Source organism: Companilactobacillus suantsaicola (assembly GCF_004745525.1).
Lineage (GTDB): Bacteria > Bacillota > Bacilli > Lactobacillales > Lactobacillaceae > Companilactobacillus > Companilactobacillus suantsaicola.
Window position 1 is genome coordinate 50,173 of the sequence record NZ_RKLY01000011.1, and the last position, 25,452, is coordinate 75,624.

Genomic DNA, 25,452 nt, shown 5'->3' on the forward strand with positions numbered 1-25,452 from the left:
TGGGATTAACCTATGTTCTTATTTTTAAGGAATTAGATTTTTGATTTGGTGTCACACTATTTTGGAAAACAGTTTTGGAGAGATTGGAATAGAATTTCTATTCTTAGAAAAATTCCTCGCTTAAGTTATGAAGAGCAAAGATTCAAAACAAGTTCGGAATAGAACACAATACACCAATCCCATAAGCTATTACCTCAATAAAAATTAGAATTGTTATATAGTCTGGAGCAACAGCTCTGGGAAATGCTCAGCCGTGAAATTTCTCTTAACGCTTTAGCGTTTAGTGAAAGACCAATCTTGGAGACAATTCCCGCTTTTGGAATTGGCTTCAAGTTGCGTCCACAGCGTTCCAGCGTTTCCCAGAGCTGTTGCGGAAGACGGCATCCAACCACCACCCCCCCAAAAAGAACCAAACAATTCCAAACAAAAAAAGCCACCTAAACAAATAGATGACTTCTTCATAATCAAACACTTTACAAATTATTGCTGGCAACCCAACGTTTAATGAGTTTGATTTCTTTTTTGTTACTATTGAATTCAGAAAAGACTAAAGCCTTGTTCATAAAGCTGCGAATCTTCTTCTCGTCACCATTAACTCTGCGAGCATTGATAGCAAGTTGAGCATAGATCCTAGCAATGTAATACGTAACATGATTCTCTGAACAAATTTTGACCCCATAATTCAACAGTGCGTTTGCAGTTTCCAAATCTTGTTTCTCTGAATAGTAAATCGCACAGTAGAAAATAATGTTGATGTAACGCCAAATTTTACTAGTATCGTCAATCGACATTGTATAAATTTCATTGAAGACCTTGCTGAAGTAGTATTCACTCTTTGCATCGTCTCCCTGCTTGCCATATACCATGCCCATCCCGACAAATGCCAGGAAGGTAAAAATGGTTTCGCCACGGTCATCTAATTCCGATAAAATCCGGTTAAAATCAAAGACTGCATCGAATAAATCACCGTCATCCAAAACATTTAGATAACCCTTCAAATAATAATATTGCATCAACAAATGCTTATCATTGTTCAAAGTTTTAGGATCAATCCCTTTAATGATATCCCAGGATTGATCGTACTCTTGAATAATCAAATTGAATTCAGCTTGATTCATTTCTTTAGCGACTTTCTTAATGCTACTGTCACTAACACCGATAATGCTATCCAAAGACAAACCAAGACGATTGCACAATTGAATCAGGATCTTTAATGATGGTATTTTGCCATTGTTCTCAAATTTGCTCAAAGTTGCTTGCGTACAAACACCATTGCTCAATTCCTTTTGAGAAAGGCCTAATTCTTTTCGTTTATTGATAAAAGCTTGAATATCCACGCCATCGCCCCTATATAACATATTTATATGATAATTAATATAATTATATACCCTTAAACAATCCCTGTCATTGTGAAAAAGGGTTCAAATTGTCTAGTCATTCGGTTAAAATATTTTTTCATCTAATATACCTCATAGCAATCACACTATTTTATTCCATTTAGATATAAAAAAGCCCTAAAAACACAAAAAAATTGGAATTTCTTCCAATTTTTAGTTATTTTATTTATTTTTTAGATCATCAACGGAATTAATATTAGTCATATAAGTTGGAACAACTAAACCAACCTTAGCACCATTCAAGTTAGCACCTAAATCTTCAAATCTACCCTTATAGTCAGAATAGAATTTAGCAGATGTCTTAGGTAACCAAGCACTAACAGTTGCATCGGCAGCTTTCGTTGCGATTGAAGCCCAAACTGGTTGCATTTCCATTGATTGAATTGTTACTTTATAGCCTTGTTCCTTCAATACTTCAGCGATAACGTTTGTTGAAGCAATTTCGGAATCCCAAGCTACATAAGTTAACTTGATTGATTTACCGTTAACTTTTTTTACACCTTTAGTCCATTTATCAACAATCTTAGGGTTCTTCTTGATCCATTGCTTAGCAGCTTTTTTCGGATCCATTCCGTCGTTAACCTTCAACATAACATCAGACATCTGTGCTGGTGTCCAGTGGAATCGATCTAAAATTGTATAAGCTTCTGGAGAATCTTTCTTCAAGCCTTTACGCACGATAGTACTAATATGCTCAGCTTTACCAAAACTATTCTTAGGATCTTTCAAGAACTTCATCTTGTACTTCGTGAACATCCAGTGTGGTTGCCAACCAGTAACCACGATTGGTTGCTTGTTTTTGTAAGCTTTGTCCAAAGTACTAGTCATAGCCGAAGTTGAGCTTGGTTGTAATTGCCAATTGTTATCTTCAAGCTTGTAGTCTTTCAAAGCAGTTTGTGTTGATGCCATTACACCAGCACCAGCGTCGATACCAGTGATCGTGTAATTAATTTGGGGACCCAACTTTTCCTTACTATTGTATGGAGCTGTTTGGGAACTACATGCGGAAACAATTGGGATAATCAGTAATGCTAATAAGAAAAGTTTAATAAACTTTTGTTTTTTCAAAAAATCCCTCCTAGTTTTTTCTGCGTGTTCTTGTAAGTGATTGAGTCAATCTATCCAAAATAATTGCCAAGATAACGATTGCTAAACCAGCAGCGAAACCATTACCAGCATCATTTCTACCAACGGCGAAGTAGACTTCTGTACCAAGTCCCATAGCACCGATCATAGAAGCAATAACAACCATTGATAGTGAAAGCATCATACTTTGGTTAACACCAGCCATTAAACTAGTTTTAGCGATTGGTAATTCAACCTTAAATAATTTTTGCCATTCAGTTGAACCGAATGAATCAGCAGCTTCGATCAATTCATCAGGAACTTCACGAATACCCATGTTAGTCATTCTAACTGTTGGTGGCATTGCGAAAATAACTGAAGCAACGATACCTGGAACCATACCAATACCGAATAAGGCAACAGCAGGAATCAAGTAAACGAAAGCTGGCATAGTCTGCATGAAGTCAAGAATTGGTTTCAAAATAACTTCAGCAATGTGACTCTTAGCCATCAAAATACCAAGTGGAATACCAATTACTAGTGCAATCAAACTTGATGTTAATACCAATGTCAAAGTTTGTGTCATGTCACGCCAGTAATTCAAGTTCCAAATCAAAAGCAATCCTAGAAATTCAAAAATCAGTAATCCCCAATTTTGCTTATCACGATTAACAAAATACGTTAAAGCTAAAACTAAAACGATGAATAACCAAATTGGTAAAGCATCGAAAACCCATTGGAAAGCATTATTGATTGCTCCAATGAAATTAGTTACAGCATTGAAAAAGCCAGTAAATTGTACTAACCAATCAACAAAATTGTCGATCCAATCAGCCAAAGGAAGTTTAGCAATAGCACCTAATAGTAAAAGACTATTCAAAATCGCTCACCTCATTTCCTGCAAGGGCACCTAATACGGCACCACGAACAATGATCCCTTTCAGTTGCTTCTTGTCGTTAATTACGGCAAATGGGATACCTGTTTGTGAGATATCATCCATCAAGTCTGAAATTGGTGTATCTTCATCTGTTGTAGGAACTTTGGTTTGAATAATAGGTGTAATATCCCCTTTCTTCTCGCGGACTAATTTAATAACATCATTGGCATCAACGACACCAATCAATTTACGTTGGTTGTTAACAATATAAGCCGTTGAAACTTCGTTAGCCTTCATCATGTTCAAGGTCAAACGAGGACCGGCTTTTTCAATATTGATTGTCATCGGACGAATCATTACGTTACCAGCAGTAAGAACCTTACTTCTATCAACATTTTCAATAAAGTTTTCAACATATTCGTTAGCAGGATGAGTCAAGATATCTTCTGGTGTACCAGTTTGGATAACCTTAGCATCCTTCATGATCATAATTCGATCACCAATCTTCAAAGCTTCATTCAAATCATGACTGATAAAGATGATTGTCTTATGCAATCTTTCTTGAATATCCAAAAGTTGATCTTGCATATCCGTTCTGTTCAATGGATCAAGGGCTGAAAAGGCCTCATCCATCAATAGAATTTCGGGGTCGTTAGCTAAAGCACGAGCTAGACCAACACGTTGTTGCATACCACCTGATAATTGATCAGGGTATTCATCGTTGTAACCTGTAATACCAACTGTTTCGAGCGCATCTTTGGCTTTTTTCTCACGAGTATCTTTGTCTACTCCTTGAATTTCCAAGCCATATTCAGCATTTTCCAAAATTGTTCTATTAGGTAATAAACCAAAGTTTTGGAAAACCATGCTCATTTTCTTTCGACGAACTTCACGAAGCTTTTTCTTATCCATCTTCATTAAGTTTTCGCCATCAATCAATACTTCACCATCTGTTGGCTCGATAAGACGATTGATCATTCTTACCAATGTTGACTTACCACTACCTGATAGACCCATGATAACGAAAATTTCACCATCATAAATCTTGAAATCAGCTCGGTCGACACCGACTGTGGCACCTGTTTCTTTAAGAATTTCCGATTTATCTTTTCCTTGACTACTTAACTCTTTAGCCTTGGCAATTCTCTTACCAAAGATTTTAGTTAGGTTTTTGACTTCTACTTTTGTACTTTTATTAGTACTCATTAAATCCCCCATTCTTGGAATCGAAATAAATATCTTATATTCATAATTTAGAAATAAAAAAGTTGTTATTTAACAACAAAGAAATAACAACGACCCTTATAACCCTAACAAATAAATTTTGCTTGTGCAAATTATAAGTCCTGATGTAAGCAGTTTAAACACGTAAAAAAGGCGCCATGTCCGAGTTTCAGGACAGGCGTCTATTCCAATAGCAGTATAGTATTGACAAGTTTCACAAACTTTATGAAAATAAATATTCAAATTTTTTTATTTTTCTATTCCAAATGCATCTCATCTTTAACAAATTTTTCTGTACCATCTTCAGTAGCCTTTTGGTAATATGCACACTTAAAATTGACTGTATCAAGTGTTTCCTGCATTTGTTTCATCTGTTTCTGCACGGAAATTCTTAATTCTTGAAACATTTGATAACGTTCATCTAAGGTTTCGTCACCTAACAGTGTCCACTGAATAAATTGTTTAATATCTTTGATCGGCATCCCCGCATTTTTCAGACACTCGATTAATTTAAGTGTACCTATATTATCCTCTGAAAAACGACGTACGCCAGCGGTGTTCTTTTGTAAGTTAGGAATTAGTCCTTCTTTATCGTAATAACGAATCGTTGGAATAGACAAACCAAATTTTTCGGCAACTTCACCAATTGAATAAGTAACAGCTAATTCTTGCATTTGTTTCCTCCTGTACCCTTTACCTAAAGTTAGGTTGAGGTGATTAAAAGGATAATAGCACAATAAATATGTGAAGTAAAACAAAATCCTATATCAACTTAAAATTGATATAGGATTTTGTTATTTAGTAACATTTTTGTTTTGAGCCCAGTCGTTTGATAAGAAGTAACTATCCATATGATACTGAGTATTTTCTGGATTGGCTTTCTTATCTTGATAATAACTCTTTAGATGATGATCAAGCATCAACCAACCACGCCAGCCCATGTGAATCGTATCTTCAGCAATGTAATTTTGATTCTTTACATTCGATAAATCAACGATTTCATTGAAGCCTTGTGATCTCAATTGATATTTGATTTTCTTATCAAAGTTAATGATCGAACTCTTTGGCATACCAGTGTATTTTACCCAATGTGGATTAATTGGTTGAATAACAAACATTACTTCCACTTTGTTTTGTGCAAACATATAAAGTAGTGCTTGGAAATCGTTGTACTCTGGTGAGCTTGTATATTTTACATGACGGTGCGTATTACGATAAGTTCTAATTCTCTTACGCAATTCCTTACGATAGAAACTATCTCCAATCTGAAGATCATTATCGCGAGAATTGTGTTTAGCTAATTTAGTAGCTAACTTATTCAAATCTTTATAGTTATAGTCATCTGGCAATTGGCTTGAGGCTTTTTGAATCATTTGTTCATGATCCTTCATCGAAATAGAACCAAACAAGTCATCCTGATTCTTTAGACTAGAACGGGCAAAGGTTTTAATGTAGAAACGTTGGAAACTAGTAATCTGCTTACCTTCAGAAATACGCTGTAAGGCATCATCTTCAATTTGACCTTTGCTGACACCTAATTCAAGGATTCTTGAAGCAACGTATTTATTCATTGCCTTATCACCAGTATTAGACTTCAAAATGAATCCAGTTAATTGCAGTGGTGATAAGAAATATTGGAAAGCATTAGCAGCAACACCAGATTTGCTAAACCATTGTGGGGAAATAATAAAAACAGCTTTATTTCCCTTTAAATTAGTCATCCCACCAACATTCATTGCTTGTGTCAATGAAGCTGTTCCCGGATTACCTTGCAAAAATGGTTTATTCTTCCAATGATACTTTTGCGCCATGGAAGATGGGTGGAACGGATCCATTCTAGAAAGTTCCGATGAACCAATGATAGGAATGTAATTTTCCTTTTCGGCGGCATTCTTCACACTTTCACCCTTTAAAACTCGAATGTCCAATGAAGTTGCTGCTTGTCTAACCTTTTGAGGAGTTACCGTCTTAAAGTTGATCGGTGCCCAAAGAAGAATCAATAAAGCAGCAATGGCAACTATAACCGGTCCAAAAATCATCCATAACTTTTTTTTCATAATCTACTCTATTCCAATTCTTGTACACGTTGAGCAATTTTATTTACGGTTGACCATTGTGAACGGTCAAATTCTGAAACTGGTACTTGGATGCCAAAATCATCTTGTAAAGTAACTAATACTTCAACAGTTGCCATTGAGTCCAATACACCATCTTTAAATAAATCTTGGTCAGCATCTTGGCCAACGTTGTCCAAACCTGTAACATCTTTTAAAATACCAACAATTTTATTTTTAATTTCATCCATAATAATTTTCTCCTAACTGAACCATAATGTATTTAAAATACCTGAGAAGATCAAGAAACTGAAACATACCACGTTAAAGGTTAAGAAGATTGCAAAAGCTTCGGTAAACTTATTACTTGGAATCTTTTTACGATGTTTCTTCTTGAATCTTAACCAAGCATCATTAGTGATCATTGCGCAGGCGTGGAAAATACCATAAACAATGTAATACCAAGTTTCACCGTGCCAGAATCCCATGATCAAGAATAAAGTAATATATCCAAAATTAGCGATCGTAACACGATTCTTCATCCATTTGTGCTTGATAACGGTAAACATCAAACGCATGTAAATGAAGTCACGGAACCAGAATGACAAAGTGATGTGCCATCTATTCCAGAAGTCTTTGATATTGTGTGATTTAAATGGAGCTCTGAAGTTCATCGGCGTCTTAACACCCATGAAATTACTAATGGATACCGCGAAGAGTGAATACCCAGCAAAGTCGAAGAACAAATACATACTGTAAACGTACATGTATGCGACTAGGGCCCAAGAAATTCCTAATGGTGCTTGATCACGATATGACATTACTAAAATTTGTACTTTTGGTAGTAACAAGGTTCCAAAGAAGTAGCCGATGATGAACTTATACAAGAGACCTTGCATCAACTTATTCACACCACTGTGCAAAAGTTCAACATATTCATCTCGTGTAGGTACTTTGACGACATCTTTTTGGAAACGTCTGAATCGATCGATAGGTCCTGATGAAATAGTTGGGAAGAATAGTAAGAAACGTAAGAACTCGTAAGGTTTAATATCCTTAATGGCGCCATCACGAATCTCCATAATTATTTCAACGGCCTTAAAGGTCAAATAACTAATACCCATAAATCCAAAGAGTGATATCGTAGCATTCTTTAGAAGTGGATCTAGTTTTACAAAAACTAATGGGATAATCGCTAAGACTACAAAACTAGTGAAAACCCAGAAGTTATTTTTCTTGCGACGATACGAAAGATATACGAAGACTAACAGCATCTCGTAAAGGATGTAGAAGATCAGTGACAATCCTTGTGACATATTGCCACCAAAGAAAGTGATGATTAAGATAACGACAGTTGCGATAAAGTCATAAAATTTGAATCTTTTACCAAACCACAAACCAATCATGATTGGCAATAAAAGTAAAAGTAAATATATAAAGTAATGGGGACTACTGTAAGGTGTAATGTTATTCATTAATTTCGCCTATTAAAGTCTTTCTATCAATTTTCCCATTCTTACTAATTGGTAGTTGCTTTACAAATCTTAAAACGTTGGGAATCATGTATTCCATTGTGGTTTCTTTCAATGAATCTTTAATATCAGAATTCAAATTATTTTCGTCATCATCTTTAAATTTATCTTCCAAAACAATGCAGGCAATCATCTTGCTAACTTGTTTCTTGTTGTTGTACAAAGGAACGGTACATGATTGCTTTACTTGTTCCAAATTACCTAGTAGCGAATCAACTTCTTCAAGTTCGATTCGGTAACCGTGCATCTTAATTTGGAAATCAGTTCTACCGTGATAGAACAACAAGCCATCGTCAGCCACACTGACCATATCGCCTGTGTGATAGAAAATTTTTCCATCAATATTTTCAAAAGCTTTATTTGTTTGAACTGGATTATTCAAATAACCCTTTGAAACATCCGGTCCACTGACGAGTAACTCACCAGTTAGCATGCCATTTTCGTCTTTAGAACCAATGACCTTGTGTTCCATATTTGGCTTCAAATAACCAATTGGCAAACGATCGAACTTCTCTAAAGCTGTTTGATCAATCTTAATAGCCGTAATAGCAACAGTATTTTCTGTTGGGCCATAAGTGTTATACAACTCAGCTGAAGGGAATTTCTTCAACAGCTTCTTAGCTGTCGCATGTGTTAATTCTTCACCACAGAAAATGAATTTATTCAAATGTGGCATATGTGCTTCATCAAAGCCTCTAAACAAAAGACACATTTCAAAAAATGATGGTGTGGAAACCCAAGTGTTGAAGTCGGAATCGATAATGGCTGTTTGTAACTTACCAAAATTCTTCGTCGTATCCTTATCAACAACATTTAAAGTAGCGCCACTCATTAAACCAGGATAAATATCAAAGACCGATAAATCGAATGAAAATGGAGCTTGTAAAAGCATCTTCATCTCAGCTGAATAATCAAAGGTCTTTTCAGCCCACTTTGAGAAATCCAAAATGTTATTAGTACTGATTTGAACTCCCTTAGGAGTTCCAGTAGTTCCTGAAGTAAAAATGATATAAAAATTGTCGTCTGGTCCAACACTACGATTACTGTCATAAATATTATTTTCAGAAACTAATACTCGTTGGAGTTCCTCTTTAGTTACTTGAGGAGTCTCAACTCCAAAATCAGTTGTGTCACTCCAGTTCAGTATCAATGATGGTTTTGCTACCGAATTGATTTGAATCACTCGTTGTGGATCTGAAGCGTCATCGACGGGAATATAAGCATGTCCAGCCTTAATTGCACCTAAGAACATGACCAGCATTTCAAATTGTTGGCCACCGTAAATAATCAACGGACTTTTCTCAGGTAAGAATTTATCCTGAATGAAACTAGCCACTCGATCAGATTTTTGAATCAACTCTTGATACGTATGTGTTTGTGTCCCATTTCTGTAGCAAACTTTGTTAGGGTTTTGTAATGCGACGGTGGTTATCTTTTCAATGATTGCATTCATTCGATATTACCTTCTTCCTAGAATTCGTTGTAAATAAACTTGGCACTTCCTACACCGTTGTACCCGTAAATGTATAAGAGCACTAAGAGAATAGCGAAAAATACAACCGTTTTAATAATAAAAACCGTAACTGGTTTTTTTAGAAAAACTAGTAAACTATTTTTCATAATTTACACCTCACCGAATAGAGTTTGCTTTATGCGAAAACTATCTAACCATTCAAAAAAAACTGTGTCAAACCAGAAAATGACTCGAAATAATTGAATATTGTTATTTCTATATCATTTGCATAAACATTATAATAACGATTCAAATGTCGAAAGTAGGCTTTTTCTATAAATAATTTTATTCTTTTTTGACCAATCCCACGTATCCCACGGCATTTGAAGATATATGTTTAAACAAATTTTATTATAAATGAAAATTAATCAGGTTACCAACAATAGACACTCTGTAAGGTCATTTTATTTGGCAACAGTTCTTTCAGCGATAATTTGTCAGATGTCATCTCAACAGTTTTTTATTATGACTTAGGAAAGTTAAATGTAAATATTTTGCCGGGACAATTACCAAACTGTTAGTCTCATGTGACATTTTTGTAAGATAAAGCGCTTACTTTCTACCGATATTATTCTGGATTTATTTGTAAAAATATCAAAAATAACATTTATGATATTGAGTTATTTCTCTTCTTTTAATGTGTGGGGTGTGATTAGGTTGCCGTCTTCCGCACAAGCCCTGTGATGGACTGGAACGCGGCCGGCACTATTTTAAGCTTTTGCACAGTTCGCAAAATCTCAAAACTAGGCCTTATTCTAAGCAATAAATTGCTAAGAATAATTTGGCGGCTGAGCCATCACAGGGCTTGTGCTCCAGACTAGATTTCAATTTTTTGCAGTATTTCAGTAATTTTTGAAATTAGATGGACTTCTATTTGGATTGGGTACTTAACTGTTTTATAGGCATGTACGTTATTGTCTTATGATATTTTGATTGATTTAATTTAATATAAAAAAATAGGATCTTACCAAAACCACTGTAAAATGTGGCATTAGTAAGATCCTAATTCTTTTGCTATTATTATCGCTATTTTTAATATAAAAACTTAATAACTCGTCAAAATACCTATGACCATTCAGAATAGAACAACTATTTTTAAAGGAATGGAAAGTAAATAATCAATAGAACCAAAATTTAGTCCGGAGCAACAAACTCGATTTGGCTCAGTACTGAAATTTCACTTAGCGCTTTAGCGCTTACGTGAAAGGCCGAGCTTGGAAATGCCGCGCACTTTGCGGTAGTTTCAAGTCGTGCCCAGTACGTTCCAGCCAAAATCGAGTTTGTTGCGGAGGACGGCATACTTAACAAAAACAACCTAATTGCTTTGTTTAAAATCAACATAAGCACCAATCAAATTAGCGTCGTTATGATATTGGCAACTCTTTATAACTGGCATGAATGGTGCGATTTTTACCTCATCCAAAATCTTTTGGATTTCTTTTTCAATATTTGGAATCAAAAAGTCGGCTTGTGAAATTCCTCCACCTAAAACAATCATTTCGGGATCAAATCCATATTGCAGATTATAAATTGTTACGGCTAAATTGTGGTACAAATCTTGAGCATATTTTTGTGCTAACTCATCGCCATTATTAGCCAGATCAAAGACTTCTTTACCTGAATAGTTAGTTTGTTTAGCTTCGTTATAACGCTTAGCTAGCGATACGGCTGTGCTGACATCACTCACGGTCTTATAACCATCTTGAGATAATGTATAACCAAATTCACCACCGAATAAGTGTTTTCCATGATGAACATGTCCATCCAAAATCACGGCGCCACCGACACCTGTTCCAATCACAAGAAAAATTAAGTTCTTCAGACCTTTAGCGATGCCACTATCCATTTCTGCCAAAGCTGCACAGTTAGCATCATTTTCCATTGTGACTGGTAGAGCAAAGCGTTTTTCCAATTCTTGTTGAATTTTAAAGTTGTGAATGTATGGCAAAGCACTTGCACCCTCGATCACACCGGTTTCTTTATTAACTGCACCTGGTGTACTCATCGCCACGCCACTTAACTCATGTTCCTTTTTAAAATCATTAACCACTTTTTCCAAACCAGCATAATAACCAGTTAAATCCTTAGGTGTTTCAAAAGAACCTTTTTCAGTCAACTCATTTTGAGCTGAATTCCATAGACCATATTTGATGCTAGTACCACCAACATCGATTAATGCAATATCTTTCATTATTTCCCCTCCAAATTGCAATCGTTTACACTAAACAATACCAGATTACCATATCCATTTATAAAACGTTAACATTCTTGGAGAATCATTGATTTCATTTAATAAAAATTACGTATATACAGATTGTATTGCTTTTATTACCACAAATGTTTTAAAAAAATTAGTTAGTTAATTAATTAACATAATCTTGTTTCAGTTTAGATAAAAAACATTTATCAATTACGATACAAACCGTCTGTTAACTTTTGCTAAAATCTAAGTATGAAATAGGATCCATAATAAACACGTTAGGGGGTTAGCTAATGAAATCATTTAATAAGATTATTCGTATACTAGCATTGGCTAGTCTTGCCGTTGCTACTACTCCCCTAACTCAAGTAAAAGCGGCTGAATCTGCTGATGCAATTACTGTTCAAAACGGCTTTTCTTCAGGTTCAAGTACTACTGGTTCAGCCTCTTCAAGCGACACAACTGATGCAATCACTTACTCCGCTAACGATGCAGCTGACTCAAAGACTTCAACAGTTACTGTAACAGTCCTATCCGGTATCTTAACCCTTGATGCCGTACCTGATTTCAATTTCGGAACGATGTCAAAAGGAACTACCGTAAAATTAAAGAACAATACTGCTGACACTGACGGATTTACTACCGATTCTGACACTGGTGCAAACAATGCAGGAATCGACGGCAACAGTGATGGCTATCTACAAGTTACTGATTCACGTAATTTAACCGATCCAAGTAAAATGCCTGGTTTCCAACTCAGTGCCTCGATCGGTAAACTAAACATCGCCTCAAATGAAACTTCCGAATCACTTGATGCAATTCTTCATCTAAGTGCTTTGAACTTAGTAGATGATGAAAATAACAACGTAACTAATTCCGATACATTGCTTAAAACAAAAGCAGTTGATATTTCAAGTGTCGATGGTAATGATCAAACAGTCATCGACATGAAATCTGGAACATATAACCCTGGTGTCATCAGAGCTAAATATAATACGCCTGATGCCGCCAGTTTGACGATTCCAAATGACGGTACTGGTTCTACTAAATCCTCTAAAAATATGAACGCTGTCGTTACTTGGACTCTAACTGCTAGTCCTAGCGTAACTAATTAACTTAACAAAATAAAAGCCTAGTCAGAAAATTCTGACTAGGCTTTTATTTTGTATTCTATTCTTCAAATCCATTGTTTTCACTTAATTTAGCGTACCAGTGACCAGATTTCTTCAAGGTCTTCGTCTGAGTATGAATATCATCACGAATCAAGCCATAACGATTGCGGTAAGCATTCTTCCATGACCAGCAATCAATCGCTGTCCAAACGAAGTATCCGTGGCAGTTAGAACCAGCTTCAATTCCCTTATGAAGTTGAACTAAGTGATCGTGAATAAATTTAATTCGATAATCATCTTGCACAACGCCGTCTTTAATGAAGCGTTCTTCGCGTGAGACGCCCATTCCGTTTTCTGAGACGAACCATGGAATATTACCATAGTTATCTTTCAAGTTAATGGAAATATCATACAAAGTTTCTGGATAGATTTCCCAACCTTTGTCGACATTCATCACTCTACCGGGCATTTCATAATTATCAAAATAAATATCAGGCATCCAATCTTGCAAGCTTTCTGGTGAAACACTTGGTCTTTGAACACGTTCTGGATGATAGAAATTAACACCTAAAACATCAACGGTATTATCCTCAATCAATTTCAATTCTTCAGGGGTGCTTTCCCAAAGTACGCCTGCATCATCCAAAATTTGAACTAATTCAGCTGGGAAATGTCCTAAAACGGCGGGATCTAGGAACATATTGTCATCCCACATCGTAGCAAAGTGCGCTGCTTTGACATCCTCAGGATCATCAGTAGCTGGATAAGCCGGTGTCAAATTCAAGATTGTTCCTATCTTAGCATCAGAATTATTAGCTTTTTTCCAAGCATTAAACTTCTTGACCGCTTTGGCAGAGGCTAAATTCAAATTATAAGCAACTTGTACTGAAGCCGGTCCATCAACTCGTAATGGATAGTGGAATTGATACAAATATTCACCATCTAAAATGACTTTTGGCTCATTGAAGGTAAACCAATTCTTAACTCGATCACCGAATAATTCGAAACATTTTTCAGCATAGTCGGCGAACAAGTCAGTCACATGCTTTGATTCCCAACCGCTGTATTCTTGATACAACTTAATTGGCAAATCAAAATGGAACAAGTTGATGTATGGTGTTATCCCATTGGCAATTAAACAGTCAATTACTTTATTGTAGAATTCCACTCCGGCTTCATCAACTTCACCGGTATCAAGGTTCTTGATTAAACGACTCCATTGGATTGACGTCCGCAATGCCTTGATTCCAGCTTTTGCCATCAAAGGGATATCTTTTTGATAATCATTATAAAAGTTAGAGGCTGTGTCAGGTCCTACGCCATCGTAAAAATCATCAGGACTCTTTTCAAACCAGTAATCAAAAACGTTTTGATTTGGTTTGTGAAAGTTACCTTCTGATTGAGGGCCGGATGTAGCAGCGCCCCAGGCAAAATCTTTTGGAAATGTTAGCATGTTTATTTCTCCTCTGGATAAGTTTGATAAAAGTCGACATAAGCTCCACGCAAGTTAGCCTCATCTGTGTATTGACAAGGAACAATTTGCGGCTTTATCGAAGCAATTTTGACAACTTTGCGAATCTTTTCAATTTCTTTATTAACTTCTGGAATTAAGTGTGGGTTGTTAGAAACCGCACCACCTAAAACGATGAGTTCAGGGTCAAAACTATACTGTAAATTGTAAATCCCTTTGGCAAGTGAGTAGTACATCGTTTGAACTTCCTTTTGAGCTCGGAGGTCGCCATTATCGGCTAAATCGAAGACTTCTTTACCAGTATAGTTAGTTTTAGGTTTGGAATTTTCATTGTATCTTTCAGCAACCCCAACTGAAGTGGCTAGGTTACTGAGAGTACTTTTATCATCAACTAAAGTGAAACCAAATTCACCGCCGAATAAATGAGCGCCGTGCCAAATTTGATGATTGATAATGACTGATCCACCGACCCCAGTTCCAATGATCAAGAACAAGAGACTGGAAACGTCTTTACCAGCACCAGAACTTAGTTCCGCTAAGGCAGCACAATTGGCATCATTTTCCATGCTGACTGGCAATCCAAATTTCTTCGACAGCGCTTGTTGAATTTCGAAGTTGTGGATGTAAGGAATGGCTGAGGCTCCTTCAACTACACCAGTCTTTTTATTGACAGCACCGGGAGAACTGATCCCGACACCGGTAATTTCGTATTCTGATTTCATGGCTGTAACGTTCTTAGTTAGTTCAGAATAGAATTCTTCCAAAGTTTTTGGCGTAGGAATTGAAGGTAGCTTCTTCAATTCCTGACCTTGCATGACGGCTAATTTGATGGAAGTACCACCGATATCAATCAAACCTAAATTACTCATTTTTACCCAATCTCCATTTCAAATGGCGCAACCGGTGCACCTAATTCATTGAACAATGTGCAAGTTGGATAATTATCATAAGCATAACGAATTTTTTGAATCCCCTGACAATTATCAAGCACAATTAGCTTTCCAACAGTTCTAACCTGGCGTTTTTGCCATTGGTCAGCTTGTTTAACTAGAAAATATGCGTTACCTCTTTGGACGAGTGAACTAGCTGATGTGACGGATAAAATCAACTTATCATCCAAAACTTGTTGCCGATAAACAACTGGTGTCGAACTATAACTTTGATCAGAGAGGATCTCACCAATTCTGGTCCCGGCAATCCGTTTGTGAGTTGGATGAATATTGTGCTTCTCACCCGTATCAGCAATCGAAACTAAATGCACATCATTGATTTTTTGCGTAATTTCTAATTGGTGCTGACGAATTATGGGCCAAGCATCCTTTGGTTCGTCAAAGTACCCTGGCAATTGGACAATTAGAAATGGTACTGAGAAGTCTTTAAACAAATCACGCCAACTTAATACCAAACCACGCAACATAATATCGTAAACTTGTGGATTATCAGCATCGTTTTCGCCTTGGTACCAAACGATTTTATCAAACGCATAATTTTTTACTTGTTCGATCATCGTATGGAATAATCCGTTTGGACGTAAATACGAAGTTGGTGTCATTGGAGGTGGCCAAGGAGTATGACCAACCGCATCTTTAGCATCGCTCAAAGACACTTCAGGATTTTCTTTTTGAAATTTAGCCAAATCAGTATTGTGTTTGTCCACTAAAGCATTGTAGTCAGCAAACTCTTGATCATAATCAGCTTGGACTTTGCCTGTCGTAGCCTCTTTAAACGGTTTAATGAAGCGTTTGACCAATTCCTGATCACTGGACAAAACTGACTCAGGAACCCAAGAAGAAATCGACGTACCACCTTTGTAGCAATCGATGATACCAATGACTTCTTCAGGATTTAGTTCGTGTAATTTCTTAGCTGCCCAATAACCAATATCAGACATTTCCCAAAGAGTTTCCTTGTTGGCAACTTGCCAAGTAGAAGTCTCTAAATCAGTTGGCAAGGTCAAATTATCGTCGTGATATTCGAGTTGAGGGACATTGTAAAAGTAAGTATTATCAAGTGTTAAGTGATCGATTTCTGATTGATACTCGGCATCATCCCTGAATTTGAATTCAATATTTGACTGGCCAGTGAGCAAGATAACTTTTCCACTACGGACTTGATGCAAAGTTTTTTCTTCATCTAAACTAGTGATTTTAATATCACAAGTCAGCTTTTCAGCTAGAAGTAATCTAACTTTCCAGACCCCGTCAGCGTCAGCAGTTGTTTGATAAGTTTGTTGAAAAATTTCAACTGAAACGTCCGCTTTTGGCAAAGCATGTCCACTGATATAAAAATGTTTGTTAGCTGGCACGACCATCTTGTCAGTATAAATTCCATCTAATTGTAAATTACTCATTTACTTGTTCCTTTTTTAATTGCGCAACTTCGTCGTGAAGATTAATAACTTTCTCAGCAACTGTCATCATGATATCAGCTGAAATGAAATGATCTTGTGAGTGAATCAGCATGATTGATTTTTCAACCTTTTCACCATTCATTTCATCTGTCATCCATTTAGTTTGAATATTGTGTGCTTCATGTAGCGTTTTCTTTGCTTCCTTTAAGGTCTCACGTGCACCGTCGATGTCACCTTTTTCAGCTTGGTTCATCGCATTAATACACATTGATTTAGCAGTTCCGGCTACAGAAATTAAATTCATCGCACGCTTTAATTGTTTTTCGTCCAAATTTCACACCTCTTATGCTTGACTAGTCTTTAATTCTTTTTCTGATTCTTTGCGAGCTTCGTCCATTTCAGCTGTTTTAACAACATCAGGATTCAACTTGTTATCCATCTTAACGAATGGGTAGTAAATTGCTGTTGTTGCAGCAACGATTACTGCTTGAACAATTAAACCATTGATTGATCCTGTATAAAGAAGTCCGGATAGCAAGGTTGGAACTGTCCAAGGAACGTTGTTGACGATAGGTCCAATAAAACCAAGTTTTGTAAATAGTAATCCAATGTAGAAAGCCAATGGTTGAGCAACTAACCAAGGAATGAAGTACAAAGGATTCAAGATAATAGGTAGACCGAAAGTAACAGGTTCTGAAATGTTAAAGATAGCTGGCATCAAAGAAATCTTAGAAACTTTCTTGGCAGCAGCTCTCTTTGAGAACAAGATCAAAGCTAGAACTGGTGATACAGAACATGAACCAGCAGCAACTGTTGAGAAGTTCATGAACAATGTTGAATAAATATGATGTGCTTGACCAAGCATGTTTTGTGTATCATTGATGTTCCATGTCAAACCAAAGATTGGTCCCCAAATTGATGTTGGGTGAATACCAAACCATTGAAGTAAACTCCATGTTGTTTGTGATACAAAAGCAAACAAGCCTGTACCAGAAATAGCAATAGCTGGTTTTTGTAGAGCTGTCAATAATAGTTCTGGCATTGTTTCACCAGTAAATGTAGTACTGATACCTGTTAAGATGATGAAGACACCCATTGTGATAACACCAGGAATCAATGATTCAAAACTACGTGCAACTGCAGGTGGAACTGAATCTGGCATCTTAATAGTAATGTTCTTTTCAAGAACTTTATTGTAAATCCAAACCGCAAAACCACTAATTAGTAAAGCGGCAAAAACACCTTTAGTACCGAAGAATGTTGTATCCATATAATTCAAAACATCGATAGGCTTTTTAGCTCCATCTGGTGTGTATTGGAACTTCCATGGCATACAGATAAAGAATGCACCAAGAGCATATAGAACAGAAGTCATATGTTCCTTACTCTTTGGGAAATATTTGCGTGAAAATGTATGTGAGAAAATAACTACCAATAATACCGCGAAAGTATTCAATGAACCATTTGAAATAAGTCCAACCAAGTTACCAACAGTTGTCAATCCATTGAATAAACCAGAAGTACCCCAAGCAGCCCATGATCCAGCAATCAAACGACCAAGGCCTAGACCTTGTTTACCAAAAATCAAACCGTTAGTAGGATCAATGAAAACATTTTGGATCATAATCGCGAAACCAGCAATCATTGATGTAGCAGCAACAATAATAAAGGAATCACGTAACGTTAAAAGCAATTTGTTAGCAGCAATTTTACCAGCTACTCTAGTAAAATTAGCTTGGAATTTTTGCATTCCACTACTTTTACCTTTCCCCATTTTATTCTATTCCCTTCTCTTTTAATGTGTCGACAAGAACTTGTCCATCCATGCTACCGAATTGTTGCATGGTCAAAAGGATAACTTTAGTATTTGGGTGACCTTCAACAGTTTGGTCATAAGCCCAGCCAATTTGTGGGGCAAGTAAAATGACATCAACATCGTCCCCAACTTCATCTACCATACCGAAATCGTAAGCATCAACTTTGACGTCCTTACCTTCAGCGTCGTAAACCTTTTGCATCTTGGAACCAATTAAACTTGTGGAAAAACCTCCACTACAGAAAATAGCAATCTTTAATTGCTTCATAATGAATCCCCCTTCATTTGTTAACGCTTTCAGTGTAAATACATATACTTTTGAAGTCAATACCAATTTATGATTTGTTATAACAAATCCTGTTTTTTTATATAGAAGTGGTCGATTGGACTACTCCAATAGTGGATTTGAATTGTCTGTTTTCTTAATTTTGAGAATAAAAAAATACAAATCCACTTTAAAATGAATTTGTATTTTCAATTTGTATGTAAAATGTTAAATTGATTCGTGTAGCGAAAACTGAGAAGAACGAATATAAGTGTACGCATACTCAAAGATTTGCCCGTTATCCAAAAATGAGCGTTGCTCTACAGTCAACAAGGGTTCTGGTTTAGTTAAATCCAAGAGTCTTGAGGTTTCTTCATTTGAAATTTCTGAAGAAATCGTTCTAATTCCACTATCAATCGTTAAATCTAGATCCTTTTCAATAAAATCATAAATCGAACCCATTAAGGAATTCATTTGCATCCCTTGAATGATTTTGACAGGCATAAAAATATTCTGTAAAGCAATTATCTTATCCCTATCCATAATCAAACGTTCCACTTCATAGGTTAAATCGAATTGATTGATATTCATCTGATCCATTACCATTTGACTAGGCTTACTCACACCAAAATTAATCAGTTTAACTTGATATTTATTGAAATCAAAAATTTCTATTGAACGCTTTATCTCGTTGCCTTCACCAGGATGATTGTCTTTAACAAAGGTTCCTGACCCCTGAATTCGATAAATCAAGCCTTCATTTACTAAAATGTCTAATGCTTTTCTAACCGTGATTCGACTAACATTCAAGGATTTGGCAATGGCAGTTTCTTGCGGTAATTGCTCATTTATTTGGTATTCTTTTTCCAGTATCTGTTGTCTCAAACGATTCGCCACAATCACATATTTGGGCGTCTCTTTCATGTATCTGCCTCCGAGCTGTCTTGATATTTGTTATAACAAATATTTACTTGCATTGAATTAATTATAACGCACACAAAATATAAATCGAACCTTTTGTATTTGCACGCTTAAAATAATGATTTTTCTTATAACCAAAATTGTTTAAACATGCTATTATGTTATTAGAGGGTTTCACTTAAAAAAGAAGGAATACTAAATGATAGAAACTACCACTTGGAAGCATAATTTTACTAATTATGCCAACCTTGAAAATATAAATCCAAATAAGCAACAACAGCTACAAATTTTTCAACCGTTGCCATGTAAGAAAATTAGATTACAACTCAATAATTTATTCGACGAAGTGCCACTAAAAATCGAACAATTAGAAATTTATAGCACACCAACCGATCGAAAATTGGTGACTTTAAATGGACAAACTTCATTCGAAATTGAACCACGCTTAATTGAATGGTCAGATTGGATCGACTTAGATATGCGTGACAATTCATTCCTATCGATCGAAATCACTTCACCTAATAAAACAATCCACAGTTTGGGAATGACTATTTCAAATGATTTGGTCAAAACTGAAGACCGAACCATTCAAGAACCAAAATATTTCTTTGGCGTCTCAGCTATTCAAGTCCAAACTAATCAAGAGTATGAACGCATCGCTTTCTTTGGTGATTCTTTAACTAATCAAGGTAATTATTCTGCACCTTTGGCCTTGAGCTTAGAATCTGAATTCCACTGTATGACTGCTAACTTTGGTATTTCTGGAAATCGCATTTTGCACCCAGGACACAGCACTTCCCAATGGTCGACTAGTTTTGGCGAGGCTGGCTTCACAAGATTCGACCACATGATTGCCAATTACCAACCTAATATCGTCGTCTTTATGGAAGGCATCAACGATTTACTCCATCCAGGCACTGGTGCACCTATTGACGAGTTACCAACCGCCCAAGCCATTGTTAAAGCAGTCAAACTGCTCAAATTAAAATGTAAAAAGCATGATATTACCTTCGTTCCAATGACAATAACGCCTGCCAAGGGCAATATCAACGGTGGTGTCAATGGTTGGTCTGATAAAAAAGAAGCACTCCGTTTAGCCGTTAATAAAGAACTGCTAAAAATGCCTCATATTATCGACGTTGCTAGTCTAGTTGCCGATGGTGACAGATTGAAAGCTGACTTTGATTGTGGTGATCACGTACACTTTTCCACTGATGGCGGCAAAAAAGTTGCTAAGTACATTCAAGAACAATTAATTCGCAAACGGATGATCTAAAGTATATTCCATGATGTATAAGTACTATAAAGATTTGGAATATCTGTTTATAGTAATTATTAAGTTTTAGGTACCATGTTTAAATCATTTTTAATATAATGTAATATAAAATAGTGAATAATGATCAATTATACTTAATTGGAGAACAAAGAATGGTTGAAACTACTAACAAGGATATTTATACAATTTTAAAAGAACGCGTTTTAAGCGGACAATACAATATTAAAATGCGTCTTCCAACTGAAGATGCACTAATTGAAGAATTCAACGTTAGTCGTTACGCAATCCGTAAAGCAATTAAACAACTAGCAAATGAAGGCTTAGTTTACAGCGTCAAAGGAAAAGGTGTCGTCGTTTTAGAACAAACACCTAAGACTAAGGAATTAAATCTCAGTTTGGAAAAAATCAATGGTCTTCAATCATTGAACTCAGATCAAAAACTTGATCGAAAAACAATTATTGCCGATTTCCAACAAGTGATTGTCGACGAAAACTTACATCACAAAACTTCATTTGCTGTAGGTATCCCCGTCTACGCTATTAAGAGAGTTAGAAGAATCAATGACAAGAATGCCGTCTTAGATATCAACTATTTCAACGCCCAAGTAGTTCCCGAGATAACTCCAGAAATAGCTAAAGGATCAATTTATAATTACATCAACAATGATTTACAAATGAAAATAGCCGTCGTCAAAAGACAACTAAGAATCGAACACGCCACCCAGACCGATTATCAACACCTAAATTTAGGTATCAATAATTGCATCGGGAACATGATCAGTTTTGCCTTCAATGACGATGGAAAACAATTCGAATATACAGAATCACATTTTATTCCAGATAACTTTATATTTAATCAGATTATCAAGTTCTAGAGCGTGGAACAGGCCCGCTTAGGACTTGGGCAGATAGCCTAGCTTCACGAATTATCCGCGCACTTTGCGGATGATTTGGGAAGCGTAGCTATATGTCCCAAGTCCTGGCCTGTGGAACGCGTTTTGGATAGAGCGTGGAACAGGGGCGGTCAGCTCCCGGAGGATAACGTAATTTCACGAATTACCCGCCGCACTTGCGGGTGATTTGGGAAATTTTGTTATCTGGAGGGAGTTGCCCCTGTGGAACGCGTTTTGACTATATCGCCTAGAACCATGGTTATTAAAAATTCACACAAAAAAAGATGATTGGAAAATTCCAATCATCTTTTTTACTATCCAATTAATAAGATTCAAACCCAACCAAAGAAAAATGATTAGGAATATATTTAGTTTCAGTACATTCAAATAAACTGCCCAAATCAGTATAAACGTATTTCTTCAAAACACCGACACAGTTAGCTGCTTGTAAATCTAACAGATCAGATTCTTTTTGAGTAGCTGTTTCTACAGTCGCAACTGAACGAGCTGCTGCTATTTTAAAGAGATTGTTATCACGAATATATTGATAAATTGAACCCTTGGCATCATCGGAACTCAAATCAGGCATATTTTCTTTTCGGAAATAACTCGTATCCAATGCCATAGCTTTACCATTGACCATACGCAGTCTTTCTACGTGATAAGCAATATCGCCTAAACTAAATGAAGTATGTTCTGACAAAATGCTATCGACTTCAACTTCTTCAAAAACTAATACCTTAGTAGCTAATTCACGAATTGATTTATTTTGGGGAAAACTCATCAAATCTTGAAAGCCAGATCTATTAGCTGCTGAAAAGACCATGCGATTGTCAGTAACCGGTTCTAAAACCACTACGCCACGGCCTTTAACGGTATAAACTAATCCCTCAGATTGTAATTTCTTCAAAGCTCGACGAATTGTGTTTCTGGTCACACTAAAACGTTGTGACAGCTCCTCTTCACCAGGCAAAATTGTTTTTGGTGGATAAACTTCACTGTCAATCTCACCTTTTAATATATGGTAAATATCTGAATATAAGTTTTTTGGCATAATTTCTCCTCACAATTGCATTTAGCAATAAACCTCAAAAATAAAAACCCCATTATCTCTTTTCTAACATCAATGCTTCATATGGGCGCATAGTTACTGTTTCATCATCTAACTGCAATCCACCGTAGTTCCCCAAAACTAAGTCGAATCCAGCTGGAATAGTTCTTTTTTGTTCTTGAGCAGTAAAATTCGCCATAACTAAAATTTTACGCTTTTCATTAAATCTTTCATAGCTATAAACACTATTATCCTCAGGATTTAATAATTTATAATCACCATCGATCAAGACTTCTTTGTGTTTTCGAATGAAAATCAATGCTCGATAAAAGTCAAAGACGTTGTCTTTCATTTTTAGAACTTTTTCAACTGAATAATCATCGTGATGAAGTGGTTTCAACCAAGGCTCACCAGTTGTGAAGCCGTAGTTTTTTGTCGAGTCCCATTGCATTGGCAACCGCGCATTCTCGCGTGATTTCTGTTGCAGAATCTTGATGGCTAAAGCTTTGTCCACACCATTATTGATCAATTCATTGTAGGCGTTGATTGATTCGTGATCGTTGTATTGCTTGATATCAGTGAAATAGGCGTTCTTCATCGCAATTTCATCACCTTGGTAAATGTAAGGCGTCCCCTTTAGTCCAAATTCGACCATCGCCAACAACTTAGCTGACTGATTACGATATTTATCATCGTCGGTAAAACGAGAAATTGCCCGTGGTTGATCGTGGTTGTTCCAAAACAAGGCATTCCAGCCACCTTGTTGATCCATTTTGACTTGCCACTCACTCAAGATACTAGTCAAATCGGTCAGTTTGTAATGACCCAGCGTCCACTTTTTGCCGTTGGTATAATCGACTTTCACATGATGGAAAGTGAAAGCCATCGACAATTCTTGGCGCTTTGGATTAGTGTACTTAACCGCTTCAGAAATCGGTGTTGAAGAAAGTTCTCCAACCGTAATGAAATTATTTGGTCCAAAGACTTTTTCATACATTTCATGAATGTATTCGTGTACGTGAGGACCATTGGTATAGAAGTTACGGCCATCATCGAGTGGTGTCTTGAAGGTATCGTTTGGCATCTCTTTAGTCTTGGAAATGTTGTTGATGACATCCAGTCTAAAGCCGTCAATTCCCCGTTTAGCCCAGAATTGTAACATCGTAAAAATTTCTTTGCGTAATTCTTCATTCCGCCAATTCAAGTCAGGCATCGTTACATCATATAGATGTAAATAATATTGGTCTAACTCTGGAACATATTTCCAAGCACTACCACTGAATTTTGAGACCCAATTGTTAGGTTCATGGCCATCAAGTGGATCACGCCAAATATAAAAATCGTGATAGGGATTATTCTTTGACTTCAAGGCTTCTTTAAACCAAGGGTTTTGATCAGAGGTGTGGTTTAAAACCATATCCATAATGATTTTAATGTCGCGCTTATGAGCTTCTTTCAAAAGGTGCTCAAAATCAGCCATCGTTCCAAATACCGGGTCGATTTGGTAATAGTCCGCAATATCGTAACCATTGTCATTACCGGGTGAAACGTACATCGGCGTCAACCAAACTAGTCCAATCCCCAGTTTTTGCAAGTAATCTAGCCGTGAAATGATACCGTTGATATCACCGATACCGTCCCCGTTAGAATCTTGAAAACTGCGTGGATAAATTTGATACACAGTTTCTTTTTGCCATTCCTTCATTTACAAATACTCCTCAATCTTTGATAAATCCTCACTTAACGACGCAATCTTATAATATGTTTATACATCTGTCAATGTGGTTATAACCATACAGATTTCTCAAATTAGTCACATTTAGCTATTATATAAAGATTCCTTGAACTAGTCCATTTTCAGAAATAAATAACTATAAGTGTAGATTCTTACTGTTTTAAGGGTGGGTGAAGTATGCCGTCCTCCATAGCAAAGCCGATTTTGGCGGCAACGTGCTGGGCACAACTTTGAGCTTTTGCAAAGTGCGCAAAATCTCAAAGCTTGGCCTTATTCTAAGCGCTAAGAATAATTTCACATCTGAGCCAAATCGGCTTTGCTATTCCGGACTAAATAATGGTTCTATGATTTATTTGCTTTCCGTTCATTTAGGAATACTAATCCTATTCATATACAGTGTTTAATATTCTTATTGTCGAGTTACTTTTCCTATTTATATACGGAGTTTAATATTCTTATTGTCGAGTTACTTTTCCTATTTAGAATCCACCGGATAACTGCAAATAACTGAAATTCAGCCGCAAAGTTTCTCTTGACATTTTCAGTACCAGGCAGAAGATGGCATCCAACCACCTCCCTTTATAAAGAACTAAGTTTTATAAAAAATCACCATATAATCATTAATTTTTAGGACAAAATATTGATACTATTTTCGAATAAAAATGATTTACTTTCGTAAAAAAATAGTTTATTATTCTA

23 protein-coding genes are annotated in these 25,452 nt (G+C 36.3%); 3 read left to right on the forward strand and 20 right to left on the reverse strand.

Features of this window, described 5'->3' with window-relative positions; translation table 11 throughout:
- Positions 1–473: 473 nt before the first annotated feature.
- The 11 genes from EGT49_RS05645 to EGT49_RS05695 all read right to left on the reverse strand — a co-directional run bounded on the left by EGT49_RS05645 (position 474) and on the right by EGT49_RS05695 (position 11,854).
- Entirely contained in the window at positions 474–1,337 is an 864-nt protein-coding gene (locus EGT49_RS05645; RefSeq protein ID WP_179949619.1) for a helix-turn-helix domain-containing protein, read from the reverse strand.
- Positions 1,338–1,559: 222 nt separating this feature from the next.
- A complete protein-coding gene (locus EGT49_RS05650) occupies positions 1,560–2,465 on the reverse strand; it encodes a glycine betaine ABC transporter substrate-binding protein (RefSeq protein ID WP_135372378.1) in 906 nt (301 codons plus the stop codon).
- A gap of 10 nt (positions 2,466–2,475) precedes the next feature.
- A complete protein-coding gene (locus EGT49_RS05655; RefSeq protein ID WP_135372380.1) occupies positions 2,476–3,342 on the reverse strand; it encodes an ABC transporter permease in 867 nt (288 codons plus the stop codon).
- Positions 3,335–4,546, reverse strand: a complete 1,212-nt coding sequence (locus EGT49_RS05660) for a quaternary amine ABC transporter ATP-binding protein (RefSeq protein WP_135372382.1) — start codon at positions 4,544–4,546, stop codon at positions 3,335–3,337. Before EGT49_RS05660 ends, EGT49_RS05655 begins: the two co-directional genes overlap by 8 nt.
- 275 nt (positions 4,547–4,821) lie before the next feature.
- Positions 4,822–5,238 (reverse strand): MerR family transcriptional regulator, encoded by a 417-nt coding sequence (locus EGT49_RS05665; protein WP_135372384.1) that lies wholly within the window; start codon positions 5,236–5,238, stop codon positions 4,822–4,824.
- Positions 5,239–5,358: 120 nt separating this feature from the next.
- The gene (gene dltD, locus EGT49_RS05670; RefSeq protein WP_135372386.1) at positions 5,359–6,621 is read right to left on the reverse strand and encodes a D-alanyl-lipoteichoic acid biosynthesis protein DltD; all 1,263 of its coding nucleotides are present in this window, start codon (positions 6,619–6,621) and stop codon (positions 5,359–5,361) included.
- Positions 6,622–6,629: 8 nt separating this feature from the next.
- The gene (gene dltC, locus EGT49_RS05675; RefSeq protein WP_179949620.1) at positions 6,630–6,869 is read right to left on the reverse strand and encodes a D-alanine--poly(phosphoribitol) ligase subunit DltC; all 240 of its coding nucleotides are present in this window, start codon (positions 6,867–6,869) and stop codon (positions 6,630–6,632) included.
- 12 nt (positions 6,870–6,881) lie between these two features.
- The gene (dltB, locus tag EGT49_RS05680; protein WP_135372388.1) at positions 6,882–8,093 is read right to left on the reverse strand and encodes a D-alanyl-lipoteichoic acid biosynthesis protein DltB; all 1,212 of its coding nucleotides are present in this window, start codon (positions 8,091–8,093) and stop codon (positions 6,882–6,884) included.
- Complete coding sequence (gene dltA, locus EGT49_RS05685; protein ID WP_135372390.1) at positions 8,086–9,603, reverse strand: D-alanine--poly(phosphoribitol) ligase subunit DltA; 1,518 nt, start codon at positions 9,601–9,603, stop codon at positions 8,086–8,088. Before dltA ends, dltB begins: the two co-directional genes overlap by 8 nt.
- A 17-nt stretch (positions 9,604–9,620) precedes the next feature.
- Positions 9,621–9,770 (reverse strand): teichoic acid D-Ala incorporation-associated protein DltX, encoded by a 150-nt coding sequence (locus EGT49_RS05690; protein ID WP_135372392.1) that lies wholly within the window; start codon positions 9,768–9,770, stop codon positions 9,621–9,623.
- 1,208 nt (positions 9,771–10,978) lie between these two features.
- Positions 10,979–11,854 (reverse strand): ROK family protein, encoded by an 876-nt coding sequence (locus EGT49_RS05695; protein WP_135372394.1) that lies wholly within the window; start codon positions 11,852–11,854, stop codon positions 10,979–10,981.
- Between the two features lie 302 nt (positions 11,855–12,156).
- Between EGT49_RS05695 and EGT49_RS05700 the strand changes: the two genes are divergently transcribed.
- Complete coding sequence (locus tag EGT49_RS05700; protein WP_135372396.1) at positions 12,157–12,978, forward strand: WxL domain-containing protein; 822 nt, start codon at positions 12,157–12,159, stop codon at positions 12,976–12,978.
- Between the two features lie 55 nt (positions 12,979–13,033).
- Here EGT49_RS05700 and EGT49_RS05705 read toward each other — a convergent pair whose 3' ends face one another.
- The 7 genes from EGT49_RS05705 to EGT49_RS05735 form a co-directional block, all read right to left on the reverse strand.
- Positions 13,034–14,428, reverse strand: coding sequence for a glycoside hydrolase family 1 protein (locus EGT49_RS05705; protein ID WP_135372398.1), 1,395 nt, complete (start codon positions 14,426–14,428; stop codon positions 13,034–13,036).
- 2 nt (positions 14,429–14,430) lie between these two features.
- On the reverse strand, positions 14,431–15,315 hold the full coding sequence (locus EGT49_RS05710; RefSeq protein ID WP_135372400.1) for an ROK family protein: 885 nt from the start codon (positions 15,313–15,315) through the stop codon (positions 14,431–14,433).
- Positions 15,316–15,317: 2 nt separating this feature from the next.
- Positions 15,318–16,796 carry a sialate O-acetylesterase gene (locus EGT49_RS05715; protein ID WP_135372402.1) on the reverse strand — a complete coding sequence of 493 codons (1,479 nt, stop codon included), beginning with the start codon at positions 16,794–16,796 and terminating at the stop codon, positions 15,318–15,320.
- A complete protein-coding gene (locus EGT49_RS05720; RefSeq protein WP_135372404.1) occupies positions 16,789–17,127 on the reverse strand; it encodes a PTS lactose/cellobiose transporter subunit IIA in 339 nt (112 codons plus the stop codon). The genes EGT49_RS05715 and EGT49_RS05720 overlap by 8 nt, the downstream gene beginning before the upstream one ends.
- A gap of 12 nt (positions 17,128–17,139) precedes the next feature.
- A complete protein-coding gene (locus EGT49_RS05725; protein WP_135372406.1) occupies positions 17,140–18,570 on the reverse strand; it encodes a PTS sugar transporter subunit IIC in 1,431 nt (476 codons plus the stop codon).
- A 1-nt stretch (position 18,571) separates the two neighbouring features.
- Positions 18,572–18,880: a PTS sugar transporter subunit IIB gene (locus EGT49_RS05730; protein WP_135372408.1), complete on the reverse strand. Its 309-nt coding sequence runs from the start codon at positions 18,878–18,880 to the stop codon at positions 18,572–18,574.
- 225 nt (positions 18,881–19,105) lie between these two features.
- The gene (locus tag EGT49_RS05735) at positions 19,106–19,801 is read right to left on the reverse strand and encodes a GntR family transcriptional regulator (RefSeq protein WP_135372410.1); all 696 of its coding nucleotides are present in this window, start codon (positions 19,799–19,801) and stop codon (positions 19,106–19,108) included.
- A gap of 196 nt (positions 19,802–19,997) precedes the next feature.
- Between EGT49_RS05735 and EGT49_RS05740 the strand changes: the two genes are divergently transcribed.
- Together EGT49_RS05740 and EGT49_RS05745 are read left to right on the forward strand one after the other, a co-directional pair.
- Entirely contained in the window at positions 19,998–21,074 is a 1,077-nt protein-coding gene (locus tag EGT49_RS05740) for a GDSL-type esterase/lipase family protein (protein ID WP_135372412.1), read from the forward strand.
- Between the two features lie 152 nt (positions 21,075–21,226).
- Positions 21,227–21,949 (forward strand): GntR family transcriptional regulator, encoded by a 723-nt coding sequence (locus EGT49_RS05745; RefSeq protein WP_135372414.1) that lies wholly within the window; start codon positions 21,227–21,229, stop codon positions 21,947–21,949.
- A 340-nt stretch (positions 21,950–22,289) separates the two neighbouring features.
- Here the strand turns inward: EGT49_RS05745 and EGT49_RS05750 are convergent, their stop codons facing one another.
- Both EGT49_RS05750 and EGT49_RS05755 read right to left on the reverse strand, forming a co-directional pair.
- The gene (locus EGT49_RS05750; RefSeq protein WP_135372416.1) at positions 22,290–23,021 is read right to left on the reverse strand and encodes a GntR family transcriptional regulator; all 732 of its coding nucleotides are present in this window, start codon (positions 23,019–23,021) and stop codon (positions 22,290–22,292) included.
- 52 nt (positions 23,022–23,073) lie between these two features.
- Positions 23,074–24,723 carry an alpha,alpha-phosphotrehalase gene (locus EGT49_RS05755; RefSeq protein ID WP_135372418.1) on the reverse strand — a complete coding sequence of 550 codons (1,650 nt, stop codon included), beginning with the start codon at positions 24,721–24,723 and terminating at the stop codon, positions 23,074–23,076.
- Between the last annotated feature and the right edge of the window lie 729 nt (positions 24,724–25,452).

Excerpts from the sequence above, each read along its gene's own strand:
- EGT49_RS05665 (WP_135372384.1), bottom strand. The coding sequence starts at position 5,238 with ATGCAAGAATTAGCTGTTACTTATTCAATTGGTGAAGTTGCCGAAAAA.
- EGT49_RS05715 (WP_135372402.1), bottom strand. The coding sequence starts at position 16,796 with ATGAGTAATTTACAATTAGATGGAATTTATACTGACAAGATGGTCGTG.
- dltB (WP_135372388.1), bottom strand. The coding sequence starts at position 8,093 with ATGAATAACATTACACCTTACAGTAGTCCCCATTACTTTATATATTTA.
- EGT49_RS05700 (WP_135372396.1), top strand. The coding sequence starts at position 12,157 with ATGAAATCATTTAATAAGATTATTCGTATACTAGCATTGGCTAGTCTT.
- EGT49_RS05705 (WP_135372398.1), bottom strand. The coding sequence starts at position 14,428 with ATGCTAACATTTCCAAAAGATTTTGCCTGGGGCGCTGCTACATCCGGC.
- EGT49_RS05695 (WP_135372394.1), bottom strand. The coding sequence starts at position 11,854 with ATGAAAGATATTGCATTAATCGATGTTGGTGGTACTAGCATCAAATAT.
- dltD (WP_135372386.1), bottom strand. The coding sequence starts at position 6,621 with ATGAAAAAAAAGTTATGGATGATTTTTGGACCGGTTATAGTTGCCATT.
- EGT49_RS05660 (WP_135372382.1), bottom strand. The coding sequence starts at position 4,546 with ATGAGTACTAATAAAAGTACAAAAGTAGAAGTCAAAAACCTAACTAAA.
- EGT49_RS05755 (WP_135372418.1), bottom strand. The coding sequence starts at position 24,723 with ATGAAGGAATGGCAAAAAGAAACTGTGTATCAAATTTATCCACGCAGT.
- EGT49_RS05745 (WP_135372414.1), top strand. The coding sequence starts at position 21,227 with ATGGTTGAAACTACTAACAAGGATATTTATACAATTTTAAAAGAACGC.
- EGT49_RS05730 (WP_135372408.1), bottom strand. The coding sequence starts at position 18,880 with ATGAAGCAATTAAAGATTGCTATTTTCTGTAGTGGAGGTTTTTCCACA.
- EGT49_RS05725 (WP_135372406.1), bottom strand. The coding sequence starts at position 18,570 with ATGGGGAAAGGTAAAAGTAGTGGAATGCAAAAATTCCAAGCTAATTTT.
- EGT49_RS05710 (WP_135372400.1), bottom strand. The coding sequence starts at position 15,315 with ATGAGTAATTTAGGTTTGATTGATATCGGTGGTACTTCCATCAAATTA.
- EGT49_RS05735 (WP_135372410.1), bottom strand. The coding sequence starts at position 19,801 with ATGAAAGAGACGCCCAAATATGTGATTGTGGCGAATCGTTTGAGACAA.
- dltA (WP_135372390.1), bottom strand. The coding sequence starts at position 9,603 with ATGAATGCAATCATTGAAAAGATAACCACCGTCGCATTACAAAACCCT.
- EGT49_RS05740 (WP_135372412.1), top strand. The coding sequence starts at position 19,998 with ATGATAGAAACTACCACTTGGAAGCATAATTTTACTAATTATGCCAAC.
- EGT49_RS05750 (WP_135372416.1), bottom strand. The coding sequence starts at position 23,021 with ATGCCAAAAAACTTATATTCAGATATTTACCATATATTAAAAGGTGAG.
- dltC (WP_179949620.1), bottom strand. The coding sequence starts at position 6,869 with ATGGATGAAATTAAAAATAAAATTGTTGGTATTTTAAAAGATGTTACA.
- EGT49_RS05690 (WP_135372392.1), bottom strand. The coding sequence starts at position 9,770 with ATGAAAAATAGTTTACTAGTTTTTCTAAAAAAACCAGTTACGGTTTTT.